Source organism: Canibacter zhoujuaniae, from assembly GCF_011752015.1.
Taxonomy (GTDB): domain Bacteria; phylum Actinomycetota; class Actinomycetes; order Actinomycetales; family Microbacteriaceae; genus Canibacter; species Canibacter zhoujuaniae.
The window spans coordinates 333,033-348,055 of record NZ_JAAIKA010000001.1; the positions used below are offsets into that span (position 1 = coordinate 333,033).

The following is a 15,023-nucleotide window of genomic DNA, read 5'->3' on the forward strand; positions in this document are numbered from 1 at the left end:
TGTGGACCTAACGAGACTCGAACTCGTGACCCCCTGCATGCCATGCAGGTGCGCTACCAGCTGCGCCATAGGCCCTTTTGTTCTGTGTAGAACAACAAATATTTATATTAGTGCTTTTTGCAGGTTAAAACAAATTACACGGCCGGCAAATGCTTTGAGAGATCAATTTTAGCTCCGTCAGACCAGAGCCGCTCAAGCACATAATATTCACGCTCTTCTTCGTGAAAGACGTGCACAATCAGATCACCGAAATCAAGCAAGATCCAGCGCCCTAACTCGCGCCCCTCACGCCGCAGAGTTTTATAACCCGCAGCATTAAGCTCGTCTTCAATATCGCGCGCTATCGCCTGCACATTGCGTTCCACAGCTCCGGAGACGATCATAAAAATGTCAGCGTAGCCGAACACCTCAGAAACGTTAAGAGCGATCGGATCCTGCCCATCAGATTTGAGCGAGGCGGGAACAGCGATGTCTAACATCGCTAAAGCTGAACTGTTTTGCATTACTAGCTAAAGACTCCATTAAATGCGGCCACGACAGTGGCGATAGAAGCGAGGATGAGCACGCCGGTACCGATTGCAAACACCAGCGGCTTTTTGCTCGAATCTGCTTTGGTCTGCTCCACGGCCGGCATTGCCTGCGCGTGTCGTGAAGACACAGCAGATAGCGCGCTCTTCGGGCGCGAAGAGGTATCGCCTGCTGCTTCAATATCGAGCAGCGCATCAAAATCTTCGTCAACACCGTGCAGCGAATGGTGGGCACCTGTTTCGCCCAGCGCCTGCGGCAGGTCAATTGATCCGGATGCAAAAAGCTCCCCGGTTGAGTTGATTGACTCAACAAGATCACTGCCAGACGGCATGCTCGGCAGTATCAAAGCTGAGGTGCCGCTTGTGATGGTTGCTGAGCTCTCATCAGAAACAACTCTGGAGATCAGGGTGTCAAAACCGCTCGTCTCAGGAGCATCTGACATCTTGCGATCAGACTCAGGGTCAAAGACAGACTCTTCTTCAAACGGCACGATATCTGGGAAACTGTGGCCCCCGCCAACAATCGCAGATTTAGGTTGCGCTGTTGCACCAGCAGCAGTCTCTGCAGGCTCAACTGTGTCTGCAGCTTCCACTTCTGCTGCTGTCTCAAGCTCAGCAGCAGTTACATCGTCTAACTGTTCAATAGAAACGATCTCTGCATCATCAGCCGCTGCTGCGACCTCAGAATTTTCTACTGCAACCACCTCTACAGAATCAGTCTGCGCTGGTTCCGTCTCAGCAGCCTCTGCAGTTTCGTGAGACTCTTTTTTACCACCAAACGGCCAGAATGAGATTTTGCGTGACGCAGCACTATCCGCATCCACATCGACGGCGGATTCTTCTACAGCTGTTTCTTTTGCAGGCTGCGCAGCATCTTGCGGGTCAACAGTTGAGGTTGGATCCTCAGCTAGCATCTCTTGCAGGCTGAGAGCTTCTGTAGCTGGCAGTGCGTCTTCATCGAACTGTGCGTCACTTGCCGCAGCCTGCACACCGTATTCACGAATAGGCCCGTTTTCGGCTTCCCACTCGCTAATGATGCGATCCAACTCCTGCGTATGCAGTTCACGTCGCTGACGACGTGTCAGCGGGCTGCCATCTGGGTTGCTACTTGGAAGCTGCACGCTTGATTCAAGCTGCTCGAGAATCTCGAGCTGCTCAGGGGTTAACTCAGCGCCCTGCTCAAGCAGCACTGGAATTGATCCGGTCTCTGTAGCAGCTGGATTGAAAGCGTCACCTAATCCAACGTTGGGGGCATTAGACGCCCCACGGCCGTTTTGATTCTGCTCAGTCATCATCTGCCTTTTCATCTATATACAGTCGGTGTTTTGCAATGTACTGCACCACACCGTCGGGGACTAAGTACCACACAGGGTGCCCCTGTTTGACTCGGCTACGACAGTCTGTTGAGGAGATAGCCATAGCTGGTACTTCTAATAAACTAACATTGTCGCCGGATAATCCGCTCAAAGACAGTTCATGTCCGGGTCTTGAAACTGCGATAAAGTGGGCCAAACCCCAGATTTCTTCGACGTCTTTCCAATTCAATATCTGAGCTATTGCATCAGCTCCGGTAATAAAAAAGAGCTCATCATTGGGAAATTGTTTACGCAAATCGCGAAGAGTATCAACCGTGTATGTTGGGCCCGCACGATCGATGTCTACTCTGCTCACAGTGAACTGTGGGTTGCTGGCGGTTGCGATCACAGTCATTAGATAGCGATGCTCCCCAGGCGAGACCCCTGACTTTTGCCAGGGCCTGCCGGTGGGCACAAATATCACCTCATCCAGCCCGTAGCTGTGAGCAACCTCACTTGCTGCGACAAGGTGACCGTGGTGAATCGGGTCAAAGGTGCCACCCATGACACCGATGCGCCGCCTCGAGTGTGCCATCGTGCTTAACGGTGGTGCGGAGCCTGTCCACCAAACTTCTGCTTGTACTGCTCAGCCTTTTCTGCGTGGCGGTTAGCAACGTCGCGGAAGCTGAAAGTTACAACTGCGAGAGCGATAAAAGCAACAATAGCAATGAGCCCGAAAACAATAGCTGGCATCGGGAGTTCATTAACAACTGCAGCACCCTCGGCAGTAATGAAGCTAACTGCGTTCATAGTTATCACCTATCTGAAATCGGTAAATAGTAACTCCCCCATGTTATCAGGGAACCACCAGCTATCAGTGGCGAATATCGCCGTTTCCGCGCGTAATCCACTTCGTGCTGGTCAATTCGGTAATTCCCATCGGCCCGCGCGCGTGCAGTTTCTGTGTTGAAATGCCAACCTCTGCGCCAAAGCCAAACACACCGCCGTCTGTAAATCTGGAAGATGCGTTTACGATCACGCTTGCTGCATCAACTTCTGCGATAAATTTTTCAACGACAGAGTAGTCTTCTGCGAGCACAACTTCAGTGTGTCTCGTCGAATATCGGTCGATGTGGGCGATCGCCTCGTCAACATCAGAAACAACCCGAATACCAAGTCGCAACGCTAGGTGCTCTGTGCCCCAGATACTGTCATCGGCGGCAGACACTGTGCTGCCAAGGGCAACAGCTGCAGCATCGCCTAAGAGCTCAACACGGTCAGCGATTCTGCTCTCAATCGCAGCAATAACCTCAGGGGCAACCTGCTCATGCACTAAAACAGTGTCTACGGCGTTGCAGACGCCAGGGCGCTGCACTTTTGCGTTTTCAACTATCGCCGGAACTGTCTCCAGATTCGCACTCTTATCAATATAGATGTGCACAACTCCAGCGCCAGTCTCAATCACCGGCACCTTTGCCTCACGCACTACTGTTTCAATCAGGTTTGCGGATCCGCGGGGAATGAGCACATCAATATAACCGCGCGCCCGCATCATAGCTGTCGCACCTGCACGACCAAACTCATCAACGGTTTGCACCGCTGCACGTGGAAAACCTGAAATTTCTAAGGCGTCCTGAATGATGTCAATTAGAACCGCGTTTGTCTCTTCTGCAGCACTACCGCCACGCAGCACAACAGCATTACCGCTTTTTATTGCTAGCGAGGCGATATCAACTGTGACGTTGGGGCGTGCTTCATAAATCGCGCCAATCACGCCGAACGGCACGCGCACCTGGGTGAGCCGCAGGCCGTTTGGCAGGGTTGAGCCGCGCACAATTTCACCGATCGGATCACGCAGGCTAATTACTTCAGCAATAGCATCACTGAGCGCGGTTACCCGCTCAGCGTTGAGCATAAGACGATCCTGGATGCTCTGCGCCATACCGTTATCTTTAGCGCGAGCCAGATCTTTTTGGTTGGCTGCGATAATTTCATCGGTGTGTTTACGCAAGCCGAGCGCAATATTTTTCAGCGCCTCATTTTTAGAGTTTGTTGACGCAGTTGCAAATTTTTTCGCTGCCTCACGTCCGGCTGACAGCTTCTGATAGATGGCTTCCTCGCACATGCCCTAATCCTACTCAAATTTTACGTGGTTCAAACCAAGTGCCGTGTGACTCACCGTCTATAAGAGCGGCGAAAAGTTTTGTATCGGTGAGCACCACGCGCACACCGTGCGCTGCCGCGTATTTGGCTGCCGCAACCTTGGTTAGCGCTCCCCCGGTGCCCCACCCCGATTTAGCTTCACCAATCTGCACACCGCTTAAGTCGTCACCAAACGGCACAAACTGTATCGGTTGCGCTTCAGGGTTATTAGGCGGTGCTGTGTAAAGAGCAGCTACGTCACTCAGCAGCACAAGCTGATCCGCCTTTACCAATTTCGCAACTAGTGAAGCAAGACGGTCGTTGTCTCCGAAGCGAATTTCTGTCGTTGCAACCGAATCATTTTCGTTGATGATCGGAATAGCGCCAAGCTCAAGCATACGATTCAGTGTTGCTTGAGCGTTAGCAGAGCGTTCGGCTGAGTCGAAGTCTGAGGGGGTGAGCAAAATCTGTCCGATAACTATGTCATAAAAGCCGAAGGCCCGCTGGTAGCGGTTAATCAGAACGTTCTGCCCCACAGCGGCTGCCGCCTGCTGAGTTGCGAGATCTTCCGGTCTTGCAGACAGCTGCAGAAATGGCACACCGCTGGAGATCGCGCCTGAAGAGACGAGTATCACCTCACTGCCGGCAGCGTGCAGCCGCGCCAAGGATGCAGCTAGTTGCGGAATTTGCTGTTTGTTTTCGCCGCTGACCGACGACGAACCCACCTTTACTACAATGCGGTTTCCGTGTTGCAGCTTGCGGTTATCGGCCACAGCTAGTCTTCCTTCCACAGTCCGGCTTCGCGCTCCCGCTCTAGCTCTTCACGCATCGCGGCTTTAGCGTCCATCCACTCGTGATATTCTTTGCGGCGCTCCTTGTTTGTGCGGCGATCGCTCTGGTCAATGCGGCTGTCAGTGCCGCGGGCTCCCACAACCTGCACCTCTGCTGCTGAAGTTAGGGTTGGTTCCCAGTCGAAAACAACGCCCTCACCCTCGCCGATCACAACCGTAGAACCGGCGACAGCGCCCGCCTTTACAAGACCTTCCTCAATGCCTATCTTGTTCAGGCGGTCTGCGAGATACCCTATCGCTTCATCGTTGGTGAAGTCGCACTGTTTTACCCAGCGTTCCGGCTTCGCTCCAAGGATCCTGTAAACCGGGCCGTAGCTGCCCCCCTCCACAGTAATCGTGAATGAGGCTTCGCGAGATTTCGGCTGTGGGCGCAGCACGATCCGCTCAGACTGCTGCTCTTGTTTTGCAGCAAGTTTCGCTGCCCGATCGGTCTCAACAATCTCACCGAGCGCATAACCGAGCTCTTGCAGGCCTTCTCTGGTCACAGTCGAGATTAGGAACACACGATAACCGCGCTCCTCAAGCTCACCCTTCATGAACTCCGCCATATCGCGCCCGTCAGGAATATCGACCTTATTAAGGGCGACCAGCTGCGGTCGCTCCAACAGCGGCGTCTGCCCCTCAGGCACAGGATAGGCGGCAAGCTCGCGCAGAATTACATCAAGATCACTTACCGGGTCGCGTTCCGGCTCAAGCGCCGCCGCATCAAGCACATGCAGCAGCGCACTACAGCGCTCAACGTGACGGAGGAAGTCGAGACCAAGCCCCTTACCCTCACTGGCCCCCTCAATCAGACCGGGCACATCGGCGATTGTGAAGCGATGGCCGCCGTGCTCCACAACACCGAGGTTGGGGTGCAGTGTTGTAAATGGATAGTCAGCAATTTTCGGTTTCGCCGCACTCATTGCGGCAATAAGGCTTGATTTACCTGCAGACGGGTAACCAACCAGAGCAACATCCGCGATAGTTTTCAGCTCAAGAGTGAGCGTCACCTCTTCGCCCGCAATGCCCAGCAGCGCAAAGCCCGGAGCCTTACGTTTGGTGCTGGCGAGTGCTGCATTCCCTAAACCGCCCTGGCCTCCCTGTGCGACAACAAAGGTATCCCCAGGCTCCGTAAGATCAGCGAGCACCGCACCGGTTTCAGATTTCACAACAGTGCCTGGCGGAACCTCAAGCTGTAAGGATTCACCGTGCGCACCATTGCGCCAGTCTCCGGCGCCGTAAGCTCCGTTGGACGCAGCACGGTGTGGGCGTCTGTGAAAATCTAAGAGTGTGGTCACCTGCTCTGTGGCGGTGAGCACAATATCACCGCCGTTACCACCGTTCCCGCCGTCAGGGCCGGCAAGCGGTTTAAACTTCTCCCGCTTTACGGAGACACAACCGTTCCCGCCGTTGCCTGCGTTGAAAAAAACCTGGACTCGGTCAACGAAGGTAACCATCTTATCGTCTCCTGAAATTCTGCCTGCTGCGACTAAAAAGGACGAGCCGCAGCTCGTCCTTCTAGAGTATCGCTAGCTTCTTAAGCAGCGACTACGTTTACAACTTTGCGACCGCCCTTGGTGCCAAACTCAACGGCTCCAGCTGCGAGAGCAAAGAGAGTGTCGTCGCCACCGCGGCCAACGTTAGCGCCTGGGTGGAACTTGGTGCCGTGCTGACGCACCAGGATCTCACCTGCGTTTACCTGCTGGCCACCGAAACGCTTTACGCCGAGGTACTGTGGGTTTGAGTCACGGCCGTTACGGGTAGATGCCGCGCCTTTCTTATGTGCCATTATGAGCTCCTTAAAAACTAAACTTACTTGATGCCAGTAATCTTCAGACGGGTCAGATCCTGACGGTGACCCTGACGGCGCTTGTAGCCAGTCTTGTTCTTGTAACGCTGGATCACAATCTTCGGACCGCGCAGATCTTCAACAACCTCAGCAGTCACCTTTACCTTAGCGAGCTTGTCAGCGTCGGTGGTGATCTTGTCTCCGTCAACCAAAAGCACAGCTGGAAGCTCTACAATGCCCTTTTCATCACCGGCAATGCGGTTGGTGACGATGGTTGAGCCAACCTCGACCTTTTCCTGACGGCCGCCGGCGCGCACTACTGCGTAAACCATTTGATACCTATTTCTTAATACATGAACCAATCGAATTAAGTCTTCGACGGCCCTAGAACCAACACCCTTAATACCTACGTATTTTGGGAAACCACTAATCCACCGAATTAACGATAGAACCAAGTGTCAAGTTTAGTCTTAAACCCGACTTTTGGTCAAACATCGTGCAACGTGTGTCGCACTTAGTTACTCAGCGCTGTCAGCGGGGCGCGACAGACGACGCGAGACGCGGCGCGAGCGTGTGCCGGGCGCTGGAGGCTCTGGCAGGGCCTCAAAGATGGCATCCAGGGTTGCAAGATCAGCATCTGCTCGCACACTCTTGCGGCTGCTTTTATGCTCTTCGAGTTGCTGCACATCAGCGACAAGATCGTCGATCAGGTTGTCTGACTTCTCTACGCGCTTTGCCCGACGCTTCTTTTGCACAGGCTGGCTTGTTTCAGTTTGCTTCGCCTGCTCTTTGCCCTGCCCAGCAGCATCACTGCTCTGTTCTGCAGCAACCGCGTCCGTCTGTGCTTCTGCCTGATCTTGAGCATCACTGGTCTGCGAAATTGTTGATGCGGCGATTTGCGCAATCATCGTCTTCGCACCCTCGGTGAGGGCGTGTGCCTTTGTTTCTGAGGAATTCTGCGCTGACTTATTGTTACCGTTGCTGCCGTTACGCCGGCGAGCCTGATTATCCTGTTTTCTGTGCTGCACTGGGTCGTGTTGCACGATAACACCTCGGCCAGCGCAAACCTCACAGGGTTCGCTAAATGTTTCAAGCAGACCGAGTCCGAGCTTCTTTCGGGTCATCTGCACAAGGCCCAGGGAGGTAACCTCAGCAACCTGGTGTTTTGTGCGATCACGCCCAAGGCACTCAACTAGACGGCGCAGCACAAGATCACGGTTGGATTCAAGCACCATATCGATAAAGTCGATGACGACAATTCCGCCGATATCTCTAAGTCGCAACTGTCGCACAATCTCTTCAGCGGCTTCAAGATTGTTCTTTGTCACCGTCTCTTCGAGATTGCCGCCGGATCCAACGAATTTGCCGGTGTTCACATCGATAACAGTCATTGCCTCAGTACGGTCAATAACAAGCGACCCACCCGAGGGCAACCACACCTTACGCTCAAGCGCTTTTTGAATCTGCTCGGTGATCCGGTATTTATCGAAAACGTCACGTTCACCGTCGTAGAGTGTTACTCGAGACAGCAGATCTGGCGCGAGTTGCTCAAGATAGCCGGCGATTGTGCTGTGTGTTTCAGCGCCAGAGATGATGAGCTCTTCGAAGTCTTCGTTGAAGACATCGCGAATAATTTTGATGAGCATATCGGGCTCTGAGTGCAGCACGGCAGGGCCGCCACCCTTGGCAACACGTGCTTGGATCTCTTCCCACTGCTTAGTGAGATGCTGCACATCGCGGGTTAGCTGTTCTTCTGTCGCACCTTCAGCAGCGGTGCGCACAATCACGCCCGATCCGTCTGGCACGATCTCTTTTAGGATCTTCTTTAAGCGTGCGCGTTCGGTATCTGGGAGTTTGCGCGAGATACCGTTCATTGCTCCGCCTGGCACGTAAACGAGGAAACGACCGGGCAGAGATATTTGACTCGTCAGTCGCGCACCCTTATGCCCTACCGGATCCTTAGTAACCTGCACTAGGACGGTATCGCCGGGGTTGAGCACTTTCTCAATTTTGCGTGAGTTGTTGCTGCCACTGTAGTCAGACCAATCAACCTCGCCAGAGTAGAGCACAGCATTACGCCCACGGCCGATATCGACGAAAGCAGCCTCCATGCTCGGAAGCACATTCTGCACGCGACCGAGGTATACGTTTCCGATTATTGACGCTTCGCTCGAGCGTGCAACATAGTGCTCAACTAGAACTTTGTCCTCTAGCACGCCAATTTGAATACGATCCTGTTTTGTGTTGACGACCATTCGCCTGTCAACTGCTTCACGGCGCGCTAAAAATTCAGATTCGGTAACCACCAAACGGCGCCGACCCTGGTCGCGGTTTTCACGACGGCGCTGCTTCTTTGCCTCTAGGCGGGTTGAGCCCTTAACCTTTTGGGGCTCACTGACCTGTGTTTTCTCTTCGTTACGCTGGTCACGTGCGTCACCTCTGCGGTGCTTGCGACGATTACCGGTCTCGCTCTCTTCATCGTCGGCAGCCTGACTGTCTCCGCGATTACGGCTGCGCTCCTCATTACGCTCAAATTTCTTCTGCTCAAAATCTGCGTCCTGCGTTTTGGTCAGAATAGATCCGAGCACATCATCCAGCTTGCGGAAGCCAGAGCGTCTCGGCCGCGGTGGCACCGGCGGCACATCTGGTGCCACAAACAGCAGTCGTTTTGTCGCAGAAAACTTTTCTGCCGCGCTCATTTCTGCAAGTGGTAAATGGATCGGCTGCCCAAAGGCGTCAGTTGTTGGAACTGAAGTATTTTCTAAGCTCTCGCTCTTGACTTCAGTATCTAACTGCGAGTTAGTTGTTTCGGTTTCTTGTTCTGTTTTATTCACCACGTGGGTGCACTCCTCATACGGCTGAAATTTCTTCAGCGCACTTAAATCTTTGCCGGCGGCGCCTCTGCCCCACTTACTCAGTGTGAGAAACGGCCGCACTGTAGCAATTAGTAGATCACAGTAGATCAAAAATCTTACGGATTCACGCAAGTAGCGCAAGACCTGAAATCTATTATTGCACCTACTTAAGCCTTCTTTATGAAAATCATCAATAAACTTAAAATTATGAACCAGTTTCCGGCAACTCGCGAACGTGTCCGCACCCTTGCGGTTTTCAATATTATTGCTGGCGCAGTAGGTCTTTTCGCAGCATTTGAGCTGGCTACTGAATACATCAAGAAACTAAAAAATCCTGAATATGTGACCAACTGTGATCTGTCAATTTTGGTGACCTGTGGCCCAAATATGGAGTCATGGCAGGGCTCAGTTTTTGGTTTCTCAAATACTATTCTCGGGCTGATGATGTTTACAGCACCCATTTTTGTTGGTGCGGCTCTTTTAGCTGGCGCCCGCTTTAACCGGTTTTTCTGGCTGCTCTACCTTGCCGGCCTCACATTTGGCATTGGCTTTGTTTTCTGGCTCAGCTTTCAGTCTATTTTCATCATCGGCACTCTCTGCCCGTGGTGCATGGTGGTCTGGACCGCAACTATTCCGCTGTTCTGGATAAATCTCAGCTTCGCTTTAAAGCATGGAGTTTTTGGCAGAAAACTACCGGGACTAGCTTCCTGGTCGTGGGTTGCGATTCTTGCAAGCTACCTGCTTATTGCGGTGATGGCGCAAGCAAATCTAAATTGGATCGGCCAAATTTTTTAACTCTGCAAACACTCTAGCCACCTGCGCTGCAGTTTCTTCCTGTGTCACATCTGTTTGGATCACCCAGTCTGCGACAGCGAGACGCTCAGCTTCACTCGCCTGCGCGTCGATCCTGCGCTGCGCATCTGCAACGCTCATACCGCGGTTTTCTACCAGGCGAGAAAGCCGCACTCGCGGATCCGCACTGAGAATGATGTTACCAGCATAGTTCCCCGCTAATTGCGCTTCAACGAGCAGCGGCACCTGATACACGATTATTGCGTTCGGATCGTTTTTCTCAATCGCTTTGAAGCGTTCTCTGCCTAAACGCTGCACCTCGGGGTGCACAATTGCTTCAAGCTGTTTTAACTTTTTATCTGATGCAAAAACGATCTGCCCGAGGGCAGCGCGGTCTAACGATCCGTCGGGTAAAAGCAGATCGTCTCCAAACGCTTTGGCAATATTAGCTAACGCACGGGAGCCGGGGGCGACAGCCTCTCGTGCGAGTTCATCTGCATCAACACTGTATGCGCCGAGCTTAGTAAACATGTCAGCGACGGTGCTTTTTCCAGCGCCGATACCCCCGCTTAATGCAAATACAACCATAGTTTCTAGATTACTTGTAATAGAAAACCCCGCGACCAAAATTCATTAGTCGCGGGGAAATCTACTTACAGCTTAGGGAATTAGTTACCCTCTAGCTGCTCTTTAAGCGCTGCGAGTGCTTCGTCGTCAGCGAGAGTGCCTGCTGCGTCGGTGTCTGAAGTAAATTCAGCAGCCGGTGCGGCATCTCCTGCAGGTGCGACGTTTGCCTCAAGCTCATTAGCGGCAGCAACCTGTGCCTTGTGAGCTTCCCAACGTGCCTGTGCAGCAGCGTACTCCTGCTCCCAAGCCTCGCGCTCTGCCTCGAAGCCTTCCTTCCACTCCTGGGTCTCAGGGTCGAAGCCTTCTGGGTACTTGTATTCACCGTTCTCGTCGTATTCAGTGGTCATACCGTAGAGAGCTGGATCAAACTCGGTGCCCTCTGGGTCAACACCCTCGTTTGCCTGCTTCAGGCTGAGTGAGATACGGCGACGGTCAAGGTCGATGTCGATGATCTTAACGAATGCCTCTTGACCCACTGACACAACCTGCTCTGCCAGCTCAACGTGAGCAGCTGAGAGCTCTGAGATGTGCACGAGACCTTCGATGCCGTCGGCGACGCGTACGAATGCGCCGAATGGCACAAGCTTTGTAACCTTGCCCGGTGTGATCTGACCGATTGCGTGGGTGCGTGCAAACACCTGCCATGGATCTTCCTGAGTTGCCTTCAGTGAGAGAGATACGCGCTCACGATCCATCTCTACTGAAAGAACTTCAACAGTAACTTCCTGGCCAACTTCAACTACCTCTGAAGCGTGCTCAATGTGCTTCCAGCTGAGCTCTGAAACGTGCACGAGGCCGTCTACACCACCGAGGTCAACGAATGCACCGAAGTTGACGATAGATGAGATAACACCCTTGCGCACCTGACCTGGCTTGAGCTCCTGCAGGAATGATGAACGGCTTGCTGACTGTGTCTCTTCAAGCAGAGCACGACGTGACAGCACAACATTGTTGCGGTTCTTATCGAGTTCCAGAATCTTCGCTTCGATCTCCTGCCCGAGGTACGGGGTGAGGTCGCGCACACGACGAAGTTCGATCAGTGAAGCTGGGAGGAAGCCGCGCAGACCGATGTCTACAATCAGACCACCCTTAACAACTTCAATTACGGTGCCGGTAACAACACCGTCAACTTCCTTAATGCCTTCCACATCGCCCCATGCGCGCTCGTACTGTGCGCGCTTCTTTGAAAGGAGCAGGCGGCCTTCTTTGTCTTCCTTCTGGAGAACGAGTGCCTCAACGGTGTCGCCTACTTCGACGACCTCGCTCGGATCAACATCGTGCTTGATAGAAAGCTCACGTGAAGGGATTACACCCTCGGTCTTATAGCCAACGTCGAGGAGCACCTCGTCGTGGTCGATCTTAACAACGGTGCCTTCGATCATGTCACCGTCGTTAAAATGCTTCAGTGTCTGCTCGACGGCGGCGAGGAAATCCTCTGCAGAGCCGATATCGTTCACGGCTACCTGGTTGCTCGCCTTGGTCGTCTTGCTGGTCATGTAATTATTCTCCAGAATGGATACAAATCGGGTTCTAGGCGCGGACTGCGATTAGAACTAATGGACATAGTTAAACTGCCACAAACGTGACGGTTCAGTTTACCGCACTTTTATGCGTATTTTCAAGCATTTGCGCGTCTGTGTGTTGGCGGTTTAAGGTTTCGCCCTCAACGTCAAGATTTGGGAGCAACCTATCCAGCCACTTCGGCAACCACCAGGCTTTACTACCGACAAGGTGCACCAGTGCTGGCATCAGAACGAGTCGCACCACAAAGGCGTCGACAAGAACTCCGAATGCGAGGCCGAAACCAACGGCACGGATCATGGTTGTGGCACTGAAGATAAACCCGCCAAAAACACTCATCATAATCAGAGCTGCGGCGATCACAACCGAGCGTCCCAGACGCAAACCCTTCTGCACAGCAAGCCTTGCGGGTGTGCCGTGCACATAGGCTTCGCGCATACCGCTAGCGATAAAGAGCTGGTAATCCATCGCCAAACCAAACAGGATACCGATCACAATGATTGGCAGGAAGGCGATAATCGCACTTGGGTGATCCACCGCAAATACCTGAGCGAGAAAACCCTTCTGATAAATCGCGGTCATCGCGCCGAGGGTTGCAAGCAAAGAAAGCACGAAGCCTGCTGTGGCTATCAGCGGCACCAGAATCGAACGGAACACCAGAATCAGCACAATCAGCGAGAATCCGACAACCAGCGCAAGATATACGGGGAGCGCCGCCTGCAATTTATTGGATACGTCAATAGCAGCAGAGGCGTTGCCTGCAACACCGTATCCCTCATCACGCAGTTCTGACACGAGCGCACGGGTCGTATCTGCGTCTTGATCTCCCGAAGGCAACACTTGGAAGGCGTATGTGCCGGTCTTTATGTTATTAGCGATTGGGGCAACAGCAACAACCGCGTCGTGATCAGCCAGCTTTCCGGCAGTCTCAGCCTGATTCTTCAGCACAATTGCTTCAGCATCAGCAAAATCACTCTCGTTCAAAGGTTTGTGATTTGCAACAACAATAAGCGGCGCGTTTGCACCCTCACCAAACTCCTCAGCGATTGCAACATACGCCTTGTGCTGTGTGGTTTCTGCCGGCTCTGAAATTCCGGTTGGCAGCCCCAGCTTCATACCAAGCGCAGGTAACCCGATGAGCCCAAGCCCAACCACCGGCAGTAGCACCGAGGCGATTGCCCGGCCGCGAGACATCTCCCGCACCGGCTTTTCATCCCGGAACTGGCCCGCGGCAGCCTTGCGACGATCGGCACGACTAATAACACGCATTCCGATTAAACCGAGCAACGCTGGGGTGAGGGTGATTGAAACAAGCACCGCAATAGCGACACAGCCCGCTGCAACATAGCCCATCAGGCCGAGGAACGGAATTCCGGTGGTGCCCAAAGCTAGGAGGGCGATAATAACCGTAATACCGGCAAAAACTACTGCGTTACCGCTGGTTCCATTCGCCAATCCGATCGATTCCAAAAGCGGCACACGCTGTGCAAGCTGCTTGCGATGACGGTTAATAATGAAAAGTGAGTAGTCAATACCAACTGCAAGCCCAAGCATGATGCCCAGCACGGGGGTCACCGACATCATCTCGATGCTTCCTGAGAGCGACAGCGAGGCGGTTACACCAACGCCGACACCAACGATCGCGCTGAGCACTGGGATAACAGCCGGCAGCACCGCACGCATCAGCACAAGCAGCACAATAATCGCTACCGCAAGACCAACTATTTCACCAACACCGATAAGTTCTGGCACTGTCTGGGCCAGCTGTTGGCTGAAGTGCACGTCTACCCCATCGGGCACACCGTTTTCAAAAGCTGAAACAATGCCGTCCCGCTCAGTGTCTAACAGTTCATAGAACTGTTTCTCAAGCACAACGTTGACAAGCGCGGTGGTGCCACTGTCTGAAATAACCCGCGCGTCTGCGGCATAGTCAAGCAACTGCTTACCGAGTGTAAGTTTCTCTTCTGCGGCTTGAAGCTCTGCTTTCCGTGCCTCTAGCTCTGCTCTAGAACTATTAAGCTGCTCTTCTCCTGCTTTCAGCTGTTCTTCTGCGGCCTCAAGCTGTGCAGTTTGTGCGGCTATCTGCGGATTTGCTTGCGGATCGATACCAGCTGCCTGCAGTTGCGCGATGGCTCCTTCAAGCTGGCTGCGACCGGCGGCCGCCTGGTCACGACCAGCCTTTAGCTCAGTCTCAGCTGCAGTAAGCTGCTGCTCTCCGGCATTCAACTGTGTGCGGCCATCCGCAATCTGCGCTTCGCCTGCGGTCACCTGCTCTCGCTGCTGCATGAGATCAGCCTCGGTAGCGAAGGGATCAACCACGCGGTCAACACCTGGTAAATCAGAAACTTCACTGAAAAGAGCGGCAAGATCCGCCCGCTGATCGGCTGTAAATTCGCTCTTCGCCTTGAGCACAACAACTGCTGAACCACCGGCAGCTTCAGGGATCTCAGCAGCGATCTGATCCGCAACCTTCTCAGTTTCTGTTTCCGGAATGTTTACCGCATTCGTGAGAGTGCCAGAAAAGGCGAAGAAAGACCCAACGCCGGCAGCCAACACGACCGTCCAAATAAGAATGACAGCCCATGCTTTTTGTGCTGCAAACCGACCGAGTTTGTAAAGAAATTTAGCCATTAGTCCTACTT

The 15,023-nt window shown here is 53.2% G+C and carries 14 protein-coding genes and 1 tRNA gene; 1 reads left to right on the plus strand and 14 read right to left on the minus strand.

Annotated features, from left to right (window positions below; all coding sequences use genetic code 11):
- Nucleotides 1–2: 2 nt before the first annotated feature.
- The 11 genes from HCQ99_RS01545 to HCQ99_RS01595 form a co-directional block, all read right to left on the minus strand.
- Nucleotides 3–75, minus strand: a tRNA-Ala gene (locus HCQ99_RS01545).
- A 59-nt stretch (nt 76–134) separates the two neighbouring features.
- Nucleotides 135–503 (minus strand): ribosome silencing factor, encoded by a 369-nt coding sequence (gene rsfS, locus HCQ99_RS01550; protein WP_424945186.1) that lies wholly within the window; start codon nt 501–503, stop codon nt 135–137.
- Nucleotides 504–505: 2 nt separating this feature from the next.
- Nucleotides 506–1,819, minus strand: coding sequence for a hypothetical protein (locus tag HCQ99_RS01555; protein ID WP_166984868.1), 1,314 nt, complete (start codon nt 1,817–1,819; stop codon nt 506–508).
- Nucleotides 1,812–2,417 (minus strand): nicotinate-nucleotide adenylyltransferase, encoded by a 606-nt coding sequence (gene nadD, locus HCQ99_RS01560; protein ID WP_166984870.1) that lies wholly within the window; start codon nt 2,415–2,417, stop codon nt 1,812–1,814. The genes HCQ99_RS01555 and nadD overlap by 8 nt, the downstream gene beginning before the upstream one ends.
- 5 nt (nt 2,418–2,422) lie before the next feature.
- Nucleotides 2,423–2,632 (minus strand): hypothetical protein, encoded by a 210-nt coding sequence (locus HCQ99_RS01565; RefSeq protein ID WP_166984872.1) that lies wholly within the window; start codon nt 2,630–2,632, stop codon nt 2,423–2,425.
- A gap of 64 nt (nt 2,633–2,696) precedes the next feature.
- Complete coding sequence (locus HCQ99_RS01570) at nt 2,697–3,947, minus strand: glutamate-5-semialdehyde dehydrogenase (RefSeq protein WP_166984874.1); 1,251 nt, start codon at nt 3,945–3,947, stop codon at nt 2,697–2,699.
- A 13-nt stretch (nt 3,948–3,960) separates the two neighbouring features.
- Nucleotides 3,961–4,737 carry a glutamate 5-kinase gene (proB, locus tag HCQ99_RS01575; RefSeq protein WP_166984876.1) on the minus strand — a complete coding sequence of 259 codons (777 nt, stop codon included), beginning with the start codon at nt 4,735–4,737 and terminating at the stop codon, nt 3,961–3,963.
- A gap of 2 nt (nt 4,738–4,739) precedes the next feature.
- Nucleotides 4,740–6,254, minus strand: a complete 1,515-nt coding sequence (gene obgE / locus HCQ99_RS01580; RefSeq protein WP_166984878.1) for a GTPase ObgE — start codon at nt 6,252–6,254, stop codon at nt 4,740–4,742.
- Between the two features lie 80 nt (nt 6,255–6,334).
- Nucleotides 6,335–6,586: a 50S ribosomal protein L27 gene (gene rpmA / locus HCQ99_RS01585; RefSeq protein WP_166984880.1), complete on the minus strand. Its 252-nt coding sequence runs from the start codon at nt 6,584–6,586 to the stop codon at nt 6,335–6,337.
- A 23-nt stretch (nt 6,587–6,609) separates the two neighbouring features.
- Nucleotides 6,610–6,918 (minus strand): 50S ribosomal protein L21, encoded by a 309-nt coding sequence (gene rplU / locus HCQ99_RS01590; RefSeq protein WP_166984882.1) that lies wholly within the window; start codon nt 6,916–6,918, stop codon nt 6,610–6,612.
- A 186-nt stretch (nt 6,919–7,104) separates the two neighbouring features.
- Complete coding sequence (locus tag HCQ99_RS01595; protein ID WP_243854760.1) at nt 7,105–9,420, minus strand: Rne/Rng family ribonuclease; 2,316 nt, start codon at nt 9,418–9,420, stop codon at nt 7,105–7,107.
- 228 nt (nt 9,421–9,648) lie between these two features.
- On the opposite strand from HCQ99_RS01595, the gene HCQ99_RS01600 reads away from it, so the two are divergent.
- Nucleotides 9,649–10,236, plus strand: a complete 588-nt coding sequence (locus HCQ99_RS01600) for a vitamin K epoxide reductase family protein (protein ID WP_166984884.1) — start codon at nt 9,649–9,651, stop codon at nt 10,234–10,236.
- Here HCQ99_RS01600 and coaE read toward each other — a convergent pair.
- From coaE to HCQ99_RS01615, 3 genes are all read right to left on the minus strand, one after another.
- Complete coding sequence (gene coaE / locus HCQ99_RS01605) at nt 10,210–10,821, minus strand: dephospho-CoA kinase (protein WP_166984886.1); 612 nt, start codon at nt 10,819–10,821, stop codon at nt 10,210–10,212. The genes HCQ99_RS01600 and coaE overlap by 27 nt on opposite strands.
- A gap of 80 nt (nt 10,822–10,901) precedes the next feature.
- Nucleotides 10,902–12,356 (minus strand): 30S ribosomal protein S1, encoded by a 1,455-nt coding sequence (gene rpsA / locus HCQ99_RS01610; RefSeq protein ID WP_166984888.1) that lies wholly within the window; start codon nt 12,354–12,356, stop codon nt 10,902–10,904.
- A gap of 94 nt (nt 12,357–12,450) precedes the next feature.
- Nucleotides 12,451–15,012: an MMPL family transporter gene (locus tag HCQ99_RS01615; protein WP_166984890.1), complete on the minus strand. Its 2,562-nt coding sequence runs from the start codon at nt 15,010–15,012 to the stop codon at nt 12,451–12,453.
- Between the last annotated feature and the right edge of the window lie 11 nt (nt 15,013–15,023).

What these genes read in the sequence shown, in the direction of transcription:
- rpmA (WP_166984880.1), bottom strand. Translation starts at nt 6,586, where the DNA reads ATGGCACATAAGAAAGGCGCGGCATCTACCCGTAACGGCCGTGACTCA.
- obgE (WP_166984878.1), bottom strand. Translation starts at nt 6,254, where the DNA reads ATGGTTACCTTCGTTGACCGAGTCCAGGTTTTTTTCAACGCAGGCAAC.
- HCQ99_RS01600 (WP_166984884.1), top strand. Translation starts at nt 9,649, where the DNA reads ATGAACCAGTTTCCGGCAACTCGCGAACGTGTCCGCACCCTTGCGGTT.
- nadD (WP_166984870.1), bottom strand. Translation starts at nt 2,417, where the DNA reads ATGGCACACTCGAGGCGGCGCATCGGTGTCATGGGTGGCACCTTTGAC.
- HCQ99_RS01565 (WP_166984872.1), bottom strand. Translation starts at nt 2,632, where the DNA reads ATGAACGCAGTTAGCTTCATTACTGCCGAGGGTGCTGCAGTTGTTAAT.
- HCQ99_RS01615 (WP_166984890.1), bottom strand. Translation starts at nt 15,012, where the DNA reads ATGGCTAAATTTCTTTACAAACTCGGTCGGTTTGCAGCACAAAAAGCA.
- rsfS (WP_424945186.1), bottom strand. Translation starts at nt 503, where the DNA reads ATGCAAAACAGTTCAGCTTTAGCGATGTTAGACATCGCTGTTCCCGCC.
- HCQ99_RS01570 (WP_166984874.1), bottom strand. Translation starts at nt 3,947, where the DNA reads ATGTGCGAGGAAGCCATCTATCAGAAGCTGTCAGCCGGACGTGAGGCA.
- rpsA (WP_166984888.1), bottom strand. Translation starts at nt 12,356, where the DNA reads ATGACCAGCAAGACGACCAAGGCGAGCAACCAGGTAGCCGTGAACGAT.
- HCQ99_RS01555 (WP_166984868.1), bottom strand. Translation starts at nt 1,819, where the DNA reads ATGACTGAGCAGAATCAAAACGGCCGTGGGGCGTCTAATGCCCCCAAC.
- coaE (WP_166984886.1), bottom strand. Translation starts at nt 10,821, where the DNA reads ATGGTTGTATTTGCATTAAGCGGGGGTATCGGCGCTGGAAAAAGCACC.
- rplU (WP_166984882.1), bottom strand. Translation starts at nt 6,918, where the DNA reads ATGGTTTACGCAGTAGTGCGCGCCGGCGGCCGTCAGGAAAAGGTCGAG.